14 protein-coding genes are annotated in these 14,598 nt (G+C 64.6%); 5 read left to right on the top strand and 9 right to left on the bottom strand.

Annotated features, from left to right (window positions below):
• Positions 1-83: 83 nt before the first annotated feature.
• From ACP15R_RS15110 to ACP15R_RS15080, 7 genes are all read right to left on the bottom strand, one after another.
• Positions 84-2,522 carry a GcvT family protein gene (locus tag ACP15R_RS15110; protein WP_424987277.1) on the bottom strand — a complete coding sequence of 813 codons (2,439 nt, stop codon included), beginning with the start codon at positions 2,520-2,522 and terminating at the stop codon, positions 84-86.
• A gap of 45 nt (positions 2,523-2,567) precedes the next feature.
• Positions 2,568-3,464: a homocysteine S-methyltransferase family protein gene (locus ACP15R_RS15105; protein ID WP_424987275.1), complete on the bottom strand. Its 897-nt coding sequence runs from the start codon at positions 3,462-3,464 to the stop codon at positions 2,568-2,570.
• Positions 3,461-5,908, bottom strand: a complete 2,448-nt coding sequence (locus ACP15R_RS15100; RefSeq protein WP_424987274.1) for a GcvT family protein — start codon at positions 5,906-5,908, stop codon at positions 3,461-3,463. Before ACP15R_RS15100 ends, ACP15R_RS15105 begins: the two co-directional genes overlap by 4 nt.
• Before the next feature lie 13 nt (positions 5,909-5,921).
• A complete protein-coding gene (locus tag ACP15R_RS15095; protein ID WP_424987273.1) occupies positions 5,922-6,302 on the bottom strand; it encodes a GFA family protein in 381 nt (126 codons plus the stop codon).
• A gap of 2 nt (positions 6,303-6,304) precedes the next feature.
• Positions 6,305-6,928, bottom strand: a complete 624-nt coding sequence (locus ACP15R_RS15090) for a LysE family translocator (RefSeq protein WP_424987272.1) — start codon at positions 6,926-6,928, stop codon at positions 6,305-6,307.
• Between the two features lie 4 nt (positions 6,929-6,932).
• Complete coding sequence (locus ACP15R_RS15085; RefSeq protein ID WP_424987271.1) at positions 6,933-7,505, bottom strand: helix-turn-helix domain-containing protein; 573 nt, start codon at positions 7,503-7,505, stop codon at positions 6,933-6,935.
• Between the two features lie 92 nt (positions 7,506-7,597).
• Positions 7,598-8,050, bottom strand: coding sequence for a GAF domain-containing protein (locus ACP15R_RS15080; protein ID WP_424987270.1), 453 nt, complete (start codon positions 8,048-8,050; stop codon positions 7,598-7,600).
• A gap of 151 nt (positions 8,051-8,201) precedes the next feature.
• Between ACP15R_RS15080 and mtgA the strand changes: the two genes are divergently transcribed.
• The 4 genes from mtgA to ACP15R_RS15060 all read left to right on the top strand — a co-directional run bounded on the left by mtgA (position 8,202) and on the right by ACP15R_RS15060 (position 12,957).
• Complete coding sequence (mtgA, locus tag ACP15R_RS15075) at positions 8,202-8,954, top strand: monofunctional biosynthetic peptidoglycan transglycosylase (protein ID WP_424987269.1); 753 nt, start codon at positions 8,202-8,204, stop codon at positions 8,952-8,954.
• A gap of 153 nt (positions 8,955-9,107) precedes the next feature.
• Positions 9,108-9,773 carry a glutathione S-transferase family protein gene (locus ACP15R_RS15070; protein ID WP_424987268.1) on the top strand — a complete coding sequence of 222 codons (666 nt, stop codon included), beginning with the start codon at positions 9,108-9,110 and terminating at the stop codon, positions 9,771-9,773.
• Between the two features lie 74 nt (positions 9,774-9,847).
• Positions 9,848-10,882 (top strand): tRNA epoxyqueuosine(34) reductase QueG, encoded by a 1,035-nt coding sequence (gene queG, locus ACP15R_RS15065; RefSeq protein ID WP_424987267.1) that lies wholly within the window; start codon positions 9,848-9,850, stop codon positions 10,880-10,882.
• A gap of 68 nt (positions 10,883-10,950) precedes the next feature.
• Positions 10,951-12,957, top strand: a complete 2,007-nt coding sequence (locus tag ACP15R_RS15060) for a hydantoinase/oxoprolinase N-terminal domain-containing protein (RefSeq protein WP_424987266.1) — start codon at positions 10,951-10,953, stop codon at positions 12,955-12,957.
• Here the strand turns inward: ACP15R_RS15060 and msrA are convergent.
• Both msrA and msrB read right to left on the bottom strand, forming a co-directional pair.
• Positions 12,954-13,460 carry a peptide-methionine (S)-S-oxide reductase MsrA gene (msrA, locus tag ACP15R_RS15055; protein WP_424987265.1) on the bottom strand — a complete coding sequence of 169 codons (507 nt, stop codon included), beginning with the start codon at positions 13,458-13,460 and terminating at the stop codon, positions 12,954-12,956. The genes ACP15R_RS15060 and msrA overlap by 4 nt on opposite strands.
• Positions 13,457-13,906 (bottom strand): peptide-methionine (R)-S-oxide reductase MsrB, encoded by a 450-nt coding sequence (msrB, locus tag ACP15R_RS15050; protein ID WP_424987264.1) that lies wholly within the window; start codon positions 13,904-13,906, stop codon positions 13,457-13,459. Before msrB ends, msrA begins: the two co-directional genes overlap by 4 nt.
• Before the next feature lie 156 nt (positions 13,907-14,062).
• On the opposite strand from msrB, the gene ACP15R_RS15045 reads away from it, so the two are divergent.
• On the top strand, positions 14,063-14,587 hold the full coding sequence (locus ACP15R_RS15045) for a glutathione peroxidase (protein WP_424987263.1): 525 nt from the start codon (positions 14,063-14,065) through the stop codon (positions 14,585-14,587).
• Positions 14,588-14,598: the final 11 nt, after the last annotated feature.

Genomic DNA, 14,598 nt, shown 5'->3' with positions numbered 1-14,598 from the left:
CCGGCCTTTTTCCTGCTGAAAATATCCCCGCCGGAGGCCGTCCGGCGTTCCCTGAACGCCGGGCCGTAAAAGACTCGGGGCGGTTAAATCCGCACCCGCTCGGACTTGGGATCATAGATCGGCTTGAGCGACGCCTCCGCCGCGACGCGCACCCCGGCCACGTCGATCTCATAGGATGAAGCCAGCACATCCGCCGCGGATTCTCCACGGCACGGCACATAGCCCAGCCCCATCGCCGCCCCCAGGTGATGCCCATAGGCCCCCGAAGACAGGTAGCCGACGATCTCGCCATCGCGCAGGATCGGCTCGTTGTGATACAATAGCGGCTCGGCTTCCCGCAGTTTGAACTGCAGCATCCGCCGCTCCAGCCCTGCTTCCTTTCTGGCCAGCACCGCGTCGCGACCGATAAAGTCGGGCTTGGCGGTCTTGACGGCAAAGCCCAGCCCCGCCTCAAGCACATGATCCTCGCAGGTGATGTCATGGCCGAAATGGCGGAATCCCTTTTCGATCCGGCAGGTGTCCATCATGTGCATCCCGCACAGCTTGAGCCCCATGCCTTGCCCCGCCTCGTGCAGGGTTTCAAAAACGTGGCCGGCCATATCCGCCGAAACATAGACCTCCCAGCCCAGTTCGCCCACATAGGTGACGCGGTGGACACGGGCCAGCCCCATGCCGATTTCGATCTCCTGCGCGGTTCCGAACGGGTTCACCTCGTTCGAGAAATCCGCCGGAGACACCGCCTGCAGCAGTTTGCGCGCATTCGGCCCCATTACCGCGAGAACGCCTTCGCCTGCGGTGACATCGGTGATGACCACGTTGAAATCGCCCTTGTGGCGCTGCATCCACGTCTGGTCCGCCAGCCGTGTCGCGGCGGGCGTAACCACGAGATAGGCGGTTTCGGACAGCCGGGTGATGGTGACGTCCGCTTCGATCCCGCCGCGCGGATTGAGGAATTGCGAGTAGACGATCTTGCCCACGGGCACGTCATATTCGCCGCCCGCGACATGATTCAGAAACGCGGTCGCGTCCCGCCCTTCGACACGGATTTTGCCAAAAGAGGACATGTCGTACATGCCGACATTCTCGCGGATCGCCAGATGTTCCTCGCGGACATTGTCAAAGAAATTCTGGCGTTTCCATGTATAGTCATATTCCGGCGCCTGGCCGTCCCGCGCGATCCAGTTGGCCCGCTCCCAGCCGGCCAGCTCACCAAACACCGCGCCATTTTGCGCAAGGTGGTGGTGGAAAGGTGTGCGCCGCACCCCGCGCGCGGTTGCCTTTTGCCGATACGGGAAGTGATCGGCATAGAGCAGCCCCAGCGTTTCGGTCGAACGGTCCATCAGGTACCGCTTGTTGCCCTGAAAGGGCTGCATCCGCGAAATGTCCACATCGCCCAGGTCAAAGGGCTTTTCCCGGTCCTCCATCCACTGCGCCAGCGCCATGCCCGCGCCGCCGGCCGACTGGATGCCAACCGAGTTGAACCCGGCCGCGACCCAGACATTGTCCATCTCGGGTGCCTGTCCCAGGTGATAGGCATCGTCCGGGGTAAAGCTCTCCGGGCCGTTGAAAAACGTGTGAATGCCCGCATTGCCCAGCAAGGGCAGCCGGTTCACCGCCATTTCAAGGATCGGCTCGAAATGGTCGAAATCCTCGGGCAGCTGGTCAAACTCGAAATTGTCAGGAATCGGGCCCCAGGGTTTTGACACCGGTTCAAACGCGCCCAGCATCATCTTGCCGGCGTCTTCCTTGTAATACGCGCATTCATCCGGCACCCGCAGCACCGGCAATTGCGTCAGCCCGTCAACCGGCTCGGATACGATATAGAAATGCTCGCAGGCCTGAAGCGGCACGTTGACACCCAGCATCCGGCCCACGTCATGCCCCCACATACCGGCACAGTTCACCACGTGGTCGCATTCGATCTGCCCGGCACCGGTTGCGGTTTCATAGTCGACCGCGGTGATCCGCCGCCCGTCGCGGCGCACCCCGGTGACCTTTGTGTGTTCCGCGACCACCGCCCCGCGCTGGCGCGCGCCCTTGGCCAGTGCCAGCGCGATATTGCCCGGATCGCCCTGACCGTCCTTGTCGAGATACACCCCGGCCACAACACCATCGAGGTTCAGATGCGGATAGCGCTCGCCGACCTCCTTGGGGCTGATCTCTTCGATATCCACGCCAAAGGCCCGCGCCATCGCCGCCGAGCGGTAAAGCTCTTCGCGCCGCTCTTCGGTCAGCGCGACGGTGATCGAGCCGACCCGCTTGAAACCGGTGGCCACGCCGGTCTCGGCTTCGAGATCGCCATAAAGTTCCTGGCTGTACTTGGCCAGCCGCGTCATGTTCGCCGTGGCCCGCAACTGCGCGATCAGCCCGGCGGCGTGCCATGTGGTGCCGCTGGTCAATTGCTTACGTTCCAGCAGCACCACGTCTTTCCAACCCAGCTTGGCCAGGTGGTAAGCGACGGAACAGCCAATGACACCGCCGCCAATGATGACGACGCGGGCCTTGTCAGGAAGATTGGTCATGTCTTGGTTCCCCAATTCGATGATATGCGCCCGGACGGCTCCGGGTCAGACGATGTTATGGCCGGCCGCGCGCAGGCGGCGGGCCAGTTCCGCGATATGGGCCGGTCCGACTTCACAGCAGCCGCCGACGATGCTGGCCCCCAGATCGACCCATCCCATGACGTGATCCGCATAGGCCCCGGGGCCGAGATCGACCCGCTGTTCAAGTGCGTCAACGGTGGGGGCGTCCTTGAGAAACCCCTCGGAAATCCGGGTGAACCCGTTGGCATAGCCCCCGAACGGACGGCCGAACCCGGCCAATATCTCCATCCCCGTGGTCATGGCCTCGGGGCGGGAACAATTGAGCAGCACGGCCTCGGGCTGAAACCGGTCGAGCAGCGGCGCGATATCGGCCAGCGGCTCGCCGGATCGCAGGCGGGTGCCGTCATCATCGTCTACCGTCATCGCCAGCCATGTGGGCTTGGCGGAACGCGCCGTCGCCCGCAGGATCCCCTCGGCCTCGAGCAAGGATGACACGGTTTCGATCAGGAACAGGTCGACCCGTGCTTCCATCGCGCCGATCAACTCGCCGAATTTCTCCTGCGCCTCGTCGGGGTCGGGTTGCAGATCGGGCCGGTAGGTCGCCAACAACGGGCCAAGCGCCCCCGCGATGCGCCCGCCACCATGGGCCGCGCGCGCCGCTTCCGCCCGGGTCAGGGCCACGTCGATCAGCGACAGAACCTGGTCCTGCAGGCCCACCCGCTCAAGACGGCTGCGATGTACGGCATAGGTGTTGGTGGTGGCCACGGTCGCCCCGGCGTCGAAATAGCCGCGATGCACCTCTTCGACCAGCGCGGGCCGGTCGATCATGACCCGCGTGGACCAGAGCGGCGTCGCGCGATCTCCGCTGCGCCGCACCAGTTCCTGACCGATCGAACCATCCAGCAGGGTGATCTCGCTCATGCGCGCAGCCGTTCGTTCCGCGGATCCCAGAGCGGTTGATCCGGTTGCACGGTGGCGGACCGACGCTCGCCATAGATCTCGACCTCGACCTGCGTGCCCGGCTCCGCCAGGTCGCTGCGCAGCATGCCGAGCGCGACCGAACCATCAACCCGATAGCCCCAGGCCCCGGAGGTGGTTTCGCCAACCACCTGCCCGTCATGCCACAGCGTCGACATATAGGGCGCGTCCGCCTCGCCGGCATCGACCAGCAGGGTGACAAACCGTTTGGCGCTGCCCTGCTGTTTTTCCGCCTGCAACGCCGCCTTGCCGGGAAAATCCTGCGGCTTGTCCAGTTTGACAAACCGATCCAGCCCCAGCTCCAGCAGGGAATAGTCGGTGGAAAGGTCGCCTTTCCACGCCTTGTAGCCTTTCTCGATCCGCATCGAATTCAGCGCCCACATGCCAAAGGGTTTCACCCCGGCCTCTTGCAACGCATCCCAGATCGCCGGCATCGCATCTGGCGCGGCGTGGATTTCCCAACCCAGTTCGCCTGCAAAGCTGACCCGCAGCAGGGCGGCCTCCTGCCCCGCGACCGTCCCCTCAAAGCTCGCCCGCAACCAACCGGCGGACAGATCGTGCCCCTGGGTAATCGGGGCGAGGATCTCGCGCGCCTTCGGGCCGGTGATCAGCAGGCATTCAACCTCGTGCGTATGGTCGGTGACGGTGATGCCTTGCGGCGCGTTACGCGACAGGATCTCGGCGTCATGCCATTGCGCCACGGCGGCGGTGATCAGGCCAACCTCATCCTCGGAATGCACCATCACCGACATTTCGGTCAGGCAACGCCCGCGGCTGTCGGGGAAATAGGCCAGCGAAACCCGTCCCGGCGCAGGCAAGCGGCTGGCGGTCAGGCTGTCGACATAGTCGCGCGCACCCGGCCCTTCGACCTTGATCCGCGAAAACCCGGTGATCGGCAACATCCCACAGTGATCGCGCACGGCCTCGACCTCTTCACGGATGCGCGGCTCCCACGGGCCGGCACGGCCCCAGGTCTCGGTTGTCTCAAGCGAAGTATCATCGCCCTGCTGTGCGAACCAGTTGGCCCGTTCCCAACCGTTGTAGGCCCCAAACACCGCGCCGGCGTCTTGCAGCCGACTGTGCAATGCCGATTGCTTCTTGTCGCGCCCCGCGGGCCAGGCCTTCCACGGGAAATGCATCCCGTATTCGTGGCCATAGGTCTCCATGCCCTTGGCGATGCAGAAATCGCTGTCGGCATAATCCGTATAGCGGCGCGGATCGACGGCCCACATGTCCCATTCGGTCTGCCCTTCGGTGATCCATTCGGCCAGCACCTTGCCCGCGCCACCGGATTGCGCGATGCCAAAGGTGAACACACAGGCCTCGAACGCATTGGGCACGCCCGGCATCGGCCCGATCAGCGGCAAGCCGTCCGGCGCATAGGGGATCGGGCCGTTGATGACCTTGTTCACACCCACCTGCCCCAGGAGCGGCACCCGCGCCATGGCGTCCTCGATATACCATTCCAGCCGCTCCAGATCGTCGGGATAGAGCTGGAAGCTGAAATCCTCGGGGAACGGATCGTCCGGCGTGATCCAATGCGCCTTGCAGTTGCGCTCGTAGGGGCCAAGGTTCAGGCCGGTTTTCTCCTGCCGCAGGTAATAGGAGCTGTCCACGTCACGCAGCAGCGGCAGCTTGCCATGCTCCTTGGTGAACGCCTCGATCTCGGGGATCTCGTCGGTCAGCATGTATTGATGGCTCATCACCATCATCGGCACGGTGCGCCCGCCATGGGGTTTGAACCACTCGCCCACCTTCTGGGCGTAATAGCCGGCGGCGTTGACCACGTATTCGCACCGGATGTCGCCCTTGTCGGTATGCACGATCCATTCGCCGTTCTCGCGGCTGACGCCGGTGGCGGGGCAGAACCGTTCGATGCGGGCCCCCATGTCGCGCGCCCCCTTGGCCAGCGCCTGAGTCAGCTGGCTGGGGTCGATGTCGCCATCATTGGGATCGTACAGGACACCTTGCAGGTCATGCAGTTCGAGGAACGGATAGATATCCCGCGCCTCCTGGGGCGACATCATCTCGATATCCATGCCCTGATACCGGCCCATGCCCTTGGCCCGTTCGAATTCCTGTACCCGCTCCTTGCTGTGCGCCAGCCGGATCGAGCCGGTGACATGGTAGTTCATCGGGTAATCGACCTCTTGGGCCAGCCCGCGATAAAGCTCGGTCGAATAGCGCTGCATGTTCATGATCGACCAGCTGGTGGAAAAGGTCGGCACGTTGCCCGCCGCATGCCAGGTCGACCCGGCGGTCAGCTCGTTCTTTTCCAGCAGAACGCAATCGGTCCACCCCGCCTTGGCCAGGTGATACAGCGACGATGTGCCGATCGCGCCACCGCCGATGATGACCACGCGGGCCTGTGTCGGAAACTCTGCCATGTCGTATTCTCCCCTATTGCGCGCTTTGCGGCAGATCGTCGGTTATGTCGTAGTAATCGCCCTTGTCGGCGACAAATATGTGCCGTGACAGGTGCAGGCCGGTCGGAGCCTCAAGCGCCCCCATGGCCACGGAAATCGTGTCTTCGGCGTTATGTTGCCAGAACAGGAAAGCCCCGCAGGTTCCGCAAAACCCGCGCCGCGCGCTGTCGCTGGCGCGATACCAGCGCAATGTATCCTGTGCCGTAAGCTTCAGATCCGCCTGCCGCATCACCGCCGAGGCCCAGACATGGCCCGATTGCTTGCGGCATTGCCCGCAATGACAGACGCTTGGCGGGCGCATCGGCCCGCTGATTTCAAAGGCGACACCGCCACAGTTGCAGGACCCCTTGTGCATCGTTACCTCCCCGCTTGCGGCGTGGCGCTGGTGCCCAGCAAGACGCCGTAGACAATGAAGCAAATCGCCATCACCCGGCGCACCCAGACATTGAACACCGCCCCAAGGGCAGCCCGGCCAAGCACTGCACCAAGCACGGTGAATCCCGTATAGCTGAGTGCGGTGATCGTCAGCGCGGTCGGCATGATCACGATCATCTGCTGCCAGATCGGCACGTCGGGCTGTACGAATTGCGAGAACGCGGCGAGATAGCCCGCGACGCTTTTGGGGTTGATCGTGGCAATGGCCAGTGCGTGCAAATAAACCCGCCGGGCAGGTCGCTCGTCCGCGTTCACCGGCAGCCTGGCGCGGAGCCAGCCGCGGATGCCCAGCCAGATCAGGAACCCTGCCCCGACCAGCTTGGCAATGAAAAACCCGGTGGGCGAGGCCGCGATCAGGGCCGTGACCCCCAGGGCCGACAGGATCAGGAACAGGCTCGCCTGGGTGAGGATCGCCAGCACCCCGATCATTGCGCGGCGAAACGGCAGGTTCATGCCATTGGTGATGCAATTGACCGCGTTGGGGCCAGGCGTGGTCACGAAAACCACCCAGAACAGCGCGAATATGGTCCAGGCCTGGAAACTCATGGCGTCAATAGACCGGCGGCGCGATCACCCAGATCACGACGGCGGGTTCATCATAAGGGTTGATCCATTCAAACGGCTCGCCCCGGATGCGGAAACTGTCGCCGGGGTTCACCGTAAAGGCGCGCCCCGAAATCACCAGGTCCAGCTTGCCCGACACGACATAGCCCACCTCTTGCGTGGCGCGCATAACGGTTTCGCCGATGCGCGACTGTGGCTCGAACGTGGAATGCACCATTTCGAAATCGTCGGTCAGATCGGGCGACAGCAGTTCCTCGACCAATCCCGCCGCATCCGAACCGATGGTGCGCCGCGCCCCTGCGCGCACCACGTAACCCGATTCCTCGACGGGCGCCGGCGCATGGCCGAACAGCATCGAAACCGGCACGTCCAGACGCGCCGCGATATGGCGCAGATCGGTGACCGAGGGTTCGGACAGGTCACGTTCGACCTGCGACAACCATCCGACCGACCGCCCCAGCGACTCGGCCAGATCGGCGAGCGTGATGCCGCGCGCCTTGCGCAGCGCCCGCAAATCGGCACCCAGGGTCTGTAGACGAGTGGTATCGGATTGCAGCATCGGCCCGCCGTGAAATTATCCTCGTGTTTTTCACGGTGCGCCGGACGAATGAAAAAATCAACAAAAATTTCACGACAGATCGCAAATTGCGCTCACCGCGCAAATACGGCCGCCAGAATCCGGCTCATTTCCGTGGCATCCTGCTGCGTAAAGGCGTCGGGCCGGTCGCTGTCGATGTCAAAAACGCCGATCAGCCGGCCCGCGCCATCCCGAACCGGAATCACCAGTTCCGATCGGGTCGAGGTCGCGCAGGCGATATGGCCCGGAAAGGCATCGACATCCGCCACCAGCTGTACCTCGCCCGTGCGGGCCGCCGCGCCACAGACGCCGCGGGAAAACGGAATGACCAGACAGCCATGCCCCCCCTGGTAGGGACCGATCTTGAGCAGTTCCGGCGCGACCACGCGATAGAAACCGGTCCAGTCAAAGCGATCATCCGCGTGATGCACCTCGCAGGCCACGGTTGCCATGAGGGCGATCTCGTCGGTTTCGCCGCTTGTCAGCGCGTCGATCGTTCTTGCGAGTGCGTCGTAATCCAGTGCCATGGCCGTTCGGTCCCCCACCAATGATGCTGCCCGATGCAACAACACCGCGCGGCATTGTCAACCCGAAGCCCTTGCCACAGGTCCACAGGAATTTCGCGCAAATGCCATGCGGGCGCTGTTGCGCCGCGCCCGGAATGGTATAGCTGCGCCCATGGCAAAGGCACCGGGCAGGAAAAAGACCAAGAGCAGGAACCCGGGACGGGTGCGCGCGGCGCTGACGCAATTGCGCATGCACCCACTGGCGGCGCTGCGCGGGCTGCTGCTGCGCGCGGCATTGTTCGTGGTGGCGGTGATTCTGCTCCTCGTGCTGCTCTTTGCCTTTGTGAACCCGCCAACCACCCAGACGATGTGGAGCGAGGGGCGCAGGCTGGGACAGCCGGTCAGGCAAAGCTGGGTGCCGCTCGAAGAGATCGCCCCGGTGATGGCCCGCTCGGCGGTTGCGGCGGAGGATGCCAATTTCTGCCTGCATTGGGGGTTTGACGTTACCGCGATCCGCGCGGCAATTTCCGAAGGCAGCAGACGCGGCGGATCGACCATCACGCAACAGGTGGTCAAGAACGTGTTCCTCTGGCAGGAGCGCAGCTGGCTGCGCAAGGCGCTAGAAGCGGCAATCACCCCCGCCGTCGAAGCGATCTGGTCCAAGAAGCGGATTCTCGAAGTCTATCTGAACATCGCGGAAATGGATGAAGGCGTGTTTGGCGTCGGCGCCGCATCGGCGCGGTATTTCGGCGTCGAGCCGGCCGGGCTGGGTGCGACGCAATCCGCAAGGCTGGCGGCGGTGCTGCCCTCGCCCAGGACACGCTCGGCGGGCAAGCCCTCGTCCGGTCTGCGCCGCCGCGCCGCGCAGATCGCCGACGGTGCCGCCACCATCCGCGCCGATGGCCGGGCCGACTGTTTCCAATAGCGCGACCGCGGAACGCCGGGATCATCCGGGCGCATGGCAAGCCAATTCGTGCCACCGCGACGCGCCGAAGCGGTCAAGCCGCGCGAGAAGGATTGAAAATCCCGCCCGGGCGAGGCATTGAGATGGCAAACACCCCCCACCAACCGGATCACCATGGCTCGCCTCTTTCACGTTCCCCTGTCCCCGTTTTGTCGCAAGGTCCGGCTGTCGCTGGCCGAAAAGAAGATCGAAGTCGAACTGGTTGAAGAGCGGTATTGGGAGGCGGATGCGGATTTCCTGCGCCGCAATCCCGCCGCCAAGGTGCCGGTTCTCAAGCTGGACGGGCGGATGATGGCCGAAAGCGCCGCGATCTGTGAATATCTCGAGGAAACCCGCCCGGAACCGGCCCTGTTGCCGACATCACCCGAGGACCGCTATGAAGTGCGCCGGCTGGTGGGGTGGTTCGACGACAAGTTTCATCACGAGGTAACGTCAAAACTGCTCTATGAGCGCATCAACAAGAAGGTCACGGGGCAAGGCTATCCCGACAGCCGCAATGTCAAGGCCGGGGCCAAGGCCATCAAGTATCACCTCGATTACATGACCTGGCTGCTGGATCACCGCCGCTGGCTGGCGGGGGATGTCATGACCCTGGCGGATTTCGCCGCCGCCGCGCATCTGTCGGCGCTGGATTACATTTCCGATGTCGACTGGAACCGGTCCTCTGTCGTCAAGGATTGGTATGCCAAGATCAAGTCCCGCCCGGCGTTTCGCTCGATCCTGGTTGACCAGGTTCCCGGCTTCCGTCCGCCGCCGCATTATGCCGACCTGGATTTCTGAAAATGCCCGGCGGATAGGGGGCGCTGCCCCCGTCGCATGCGCGACTCCCCCGGAGTATTTTGCAAAGATGAAGCATGTCTGAGGCTCTGAAAGGCCAGGTGATTGCACAGGCCCTCTCAGAGGGGTTCGTGTCTTGTCGGGTTTGCCGACCCTGGGATGTTCCGGACGTTCCAGAGCGTCTCGCGGCGTTTGTCGAGGCCGGGTATCATGGGCAGATGGGATGGATGGCCGAGCGCATGCATTGGCGCGGCGATCCGGCGGCGCTGTGGCCCGAGGCGCGGTCTGTCATCATGCTGGCGGAGAGCTATGCTCCGGCGGCGGACCCGATGGCGGTTGTGGGCATGCCGGATCGCGGGGCGATCTCGGTCTATGCGCGCAATCGCGACTATCACGACATGGTCAAGAAGCGGTTGAAGCGGCTGGCCCGCTGGCTGATTGCAGAGGCGGGCGGCGAGGTGAAAGTGTTTGTCGACACCGCCCCCGTGCCGGAAAAGGCGCTTGGGCAGGCGGCGGGGCTGGGATGGCAGGGCAAGCATACCAACCTGGTGAGCCGCGACTGGGGCAACTGGGCGTTTCTGGGGTCGGTGTTCACGACGCTCGACCTGGCACCGGACGGGCGGGAGCGGGATCATTGCGGATCGTGCCGGTCCTGTCTCGCGGCCTGTCCGACCGATGCCTTTCCCGCACCCTATCAGCTGGATGCGCGCCGTTGCATTTCATACCTGACCATCGAGCATCGCGGCCCGGTGGACGAGGAGCTGCGCGCGCGCATGGGCAACCGTATCTATGGCTGCGATGATTGTCTTGCCGCCTGCCCTTGGAACAAGTTTGCCGTTGCCGCCAGCGACATGCGGTATGCAGCGCGTCCGGAATTGAACAGCCCGTACCTGGCGGAATTGGCGATGCTGGATGACGCGGGGTTTCGCAGCCTGTTCTCGGGGTCGCCGATCAAGCGGATCGGGCGCGATCGGTTCGTGCGCAACGTGTTATATGCCATCGGTAATTCCGGCGAGACCGCGCTGCGGGACGTGGCCGCGTCGTTGGCCGATGATCCCGATCCGGCGGTGGCAGATGCGGCGCAATGGGCGGTACGGCGGTTGCGCGGCTGAGAAATTCCAGCTGGACGCGGCGCAGATTGCCACTACACCGGACGGGATGATTTGCGAAGGAGGCCCGGATGGCGCTGCTGTTGGGGGTGGACACGGGCGGCACCTATACGGATGCGGTATTGCTGCGCGACGAGACCGAGGTGATCGCCAGTGCCAAGGCGCTGACCACGCGCGCGGATCTGGCGGTTGGGATCGGCGCGGCCATTCGCGCGGTGCTGGCGCAGTCGGGGGTCGCGCCCGGGGATGTTTCGCTGGCCTCGCTGTCGACGACGCTTGCCACCAATGCGCTGGTCGAGGGCCAGGGCGAGCGCGTGGGGCTGGTGTTCGTGGGGTTTCGGCCCGCGGATCTGGAGCAGCACGGTTTGCGCGATGCGCTCAGGGGGGACCCGGTTGCGCTTCTGGGCGGCGGGCACAACCACGCGGGGGGCGAGGCCGCGCCGCTTGACCTGGCGGGGCTGGAGGCGTTTCTTGATGCCCATGCCGGTACGGTCAGCGGATATGCGGTGGCGGCCCAGTTCGCCACCCGCAATCCGGCGCATGAGCTGGCCATCGCCCGCCGCATCGCCGAGCGGACCGGGGCGCCGGTCACCTGCTCGCATCACCTGTCGGCCAGGCTGAACGGACCCAAGCGCGCGGTGACGGCGGTTTTGAATGCGCGGCTGATCGGGATGATCGACCGGCTGATCGGGCGGGCGCAGGACGTGCTTGGGGAACTCGGCATCGATGCGCCGATGATGGTGGTTCGTGGCGACGGGGCATTGATGTCGGCCGAACAGGCCCGCGCGCGGCCCATCGAAACCATTCTCAGCGGTCCGGCGGCGTCGATTGTCGGGGCGCGCTGGCTGACCGGGGCGCAGGATGCGCTGGTCTCGGATATCGGCGGCACGACCACCGATGTCGCGGTGTTGCGGGGCGGCCGGCCTGCCATCGATCCGCAGGGCGCGCGCGCCGGCGGGTTTCGTACCATGGTCGAGGCAGTTGCCATGCGCACCAGCGGGCTTGGCGGCGACAGCCAGGTGCATGTGCAATCCGAGGGGCTGGCGGGCGGCGTGTTTCTGGGGCCGCTCCGGGTGGTGCCGGTTTCGCTGATGGCGCGGGATGCACCCGAAGAGGTGCATGCCGCCCTTGACACGCAGCTGCGCAGCACGGCACCCGGCGAACATGACGGCCGCTTTGTGCGTGCCCTGCCCGGTATGGCCCGGGGCGACCTGGCCGCGCGCGAGGCCGGGCTGCTGGAGCGGATCGGGGCGGGGGTACATCCCTTGGGGCGTATCCTGCGCAGCCGCATGGAAAGTGGTGCATTGGGCCGGTTGATTGACCGTGGTCTGGTGCAGGTGTCTGGCGTGACGCCCTCGGATGCCAGCCATGTCCTGGGCCTGCTTGCCGCGTGGGATGGCGAGGCGGCGGCCAAGGCGCTGACCCTGATGGCCCGGCGCAGGACCGGTTCGGGCGACCGCCTGGCCGCATCCGCGCCTGACCTGGCGCGGATGATCGTGGCGCAATTGACCGAACAGACCGCCGTCACCCTGTTGGAAACCGCCTTTGCCGAGGAGGCGACGGTATTCGGCCTGCCGCCGGACCAGTTGGCGCGGCACGTGTTGTTGCACAAGGGGCTTGGGCGGCATCGCGGCCTGCTGGCGCTGGACGCCGCGCTGAATGTGGAGGTGGTCGGGCTCGGGGCCTCGGCGCCGACCTATTACCCGGCGGTGGGAGAGCGGCTGCATTGCCGGATGATCCTGCCCGAACATGCGGGGGTTGCCAATGCCATCGGGGCGGTTGTCGGGCGCATCACCATGCGGCGGACCGGCACCGTCACCGCGCCCGCAGAGGGCCGGTTTCGCGTGCATCTTGAGACCGGACCCGAGGATTTCTCCGCCGCTGACGACGCCATGGAGCGGCTTGAAGCGGTGTTGCGGGCCGACGCGCGCCAGGAGGCGCTCAACGCCGGGGCCGAAGGGATCCAGATCACCGTGGCCAGGGATGTCAGGACCGTGCGCGCCGAAGCCCGCGAGGTTTTCGTCGAGGCGACCCTGACCGTCGAAGCCAGCGGCCGCCCCCGCGACGCGATCGGCTAGGACGCCTTGGCGCGTTTGGGCAACACCCAGTCCGGGCGAGCAAAGTGACAGGTATAGCCGTGCGGTATCCGCTCGAGATAATCCTGATGCTCGGGCTCGGCCTCCCAGAACGCGCCGACCGGTTCGACCTCGGTCACCACCTTGCCGGGCCACAGGCCGGATGCCTCGACATCGGCGATGGTGTCCAGCGCGGTCGCCTTCTGGTCTTCGTCGACATAATAGATCGCCGACCGATAGCTCAGGCCGCGGTCATTGCCTTGCTGGTTGGGCGTGGTCGGGTCGTGGATCTGGAAAAAGAACTCCAACAAGTCGCGAAAGCTGATCCGGGACGGGTCAAACAGAATCTCGATCCCCTCGGCATGTGTGCCGTGATCCCGATAGGTCGCGTTGGGCACGTCGCCGCCGGTATATCCCACGCGGGTCTGCATGACGCCGGGCTTCTTGCGGATCAGGTCCTGCATCCCCCAGAAACATCCCCCGGCCAATACGGCGCGTTCGGTCATTGTAAATCCTCCACCTGGTCAAGATAGGCCGCGTATCCCTGGGCCTCCATGTCGTTGCGATGAATGAACCGCAGGCTGGCCGAATTGATGCAATAGCGCATGCCGCCCCGGTCGCGCGGGCCATCCGGAAACACGTGGCCCAGATGGCTGTCGCCATGCACGCTGCGCACTTCGGTGCGGATCATGCCAAGCGAGCGATCCTCGATCTCGCTGATCAGCGCCGGTTCGATGGGCTTGGTGAAACTGGGCCAGCCACAACCGGATTCGTACTTGTCCGCCGATGCAAACAGCGGTTCGCCCGACACGATGTCGACATAAATGCCCGGTTCCTTGTTGTGCAGCAACGCGCCGGTGCCCGGGCGCTCGGTGCCGCTTTCCTGCGTGACGTGGAATTCCTCGGGGCTGAGCGCGGCGATGCGGTCCGGGTCTTTGGAATAGGTCGGCATATTGGTCCTCCGCCATGGTGTCAGGATCAGTATTTGGTCTGTGGCGGCGGAAATCAAAGGTTTGTTTCATCCCGCTCGCGCGGACGTGCTAGGGAGTTGCCAGGATTGATCCGGCACGCCACCCGCGACGTATAGGTCACAGGACAGGAGGACAACATGAAACAGCTGCTTCTCGTGGTCGCGCTGGCGATCCTTGCCCAGTCCGGGCTGGCACGTGGCATCACGGGCAGCTTTGCGTCCATCGACGGGGGCACATTGTCGCTCGAAGACTGGCGGGGTCAGCCGGTGTTGGTGGTGAACACCGCATCGCAATGCGGGTTTACCGGGCAATATGCCGGGCTTCAGACCCTGTATGAGCAGTATCGCGATCGCGGGCTCGTGGTGCTCGCCGTGCCATCCGACGATTTCAACCAGGAACTCGCGACCGCTGCCGAGGTCAGGGATTTCTGCGAGCTGAACTATGATCTGGACCTGCCGATGACCGATATCAGCAGCGTCAGGGGATCGGGCGCGCACCCGTTCTACCAGGCCGTGCACGAGGCCACCGGCTTTGCCCCCGCATGGAATTTCAACAAGGTGCTGATCGCACCCGATGGCAGCGTCAGGGCCACGTGGGGCGCATCGGTCAAGCCGATGTCGCGCAAGATCACCGGCGAAATCGAAACGCTGCTCGGGCAATAGTGCCGGTTCGT

This window comes from Microbulbifer sp. S227A (assembly GCF_049800935.1).
Note: the sequence above shows the minus strand (reverse complement) of the source record. Positions and strands in the feature narration are given on the sequence as shown.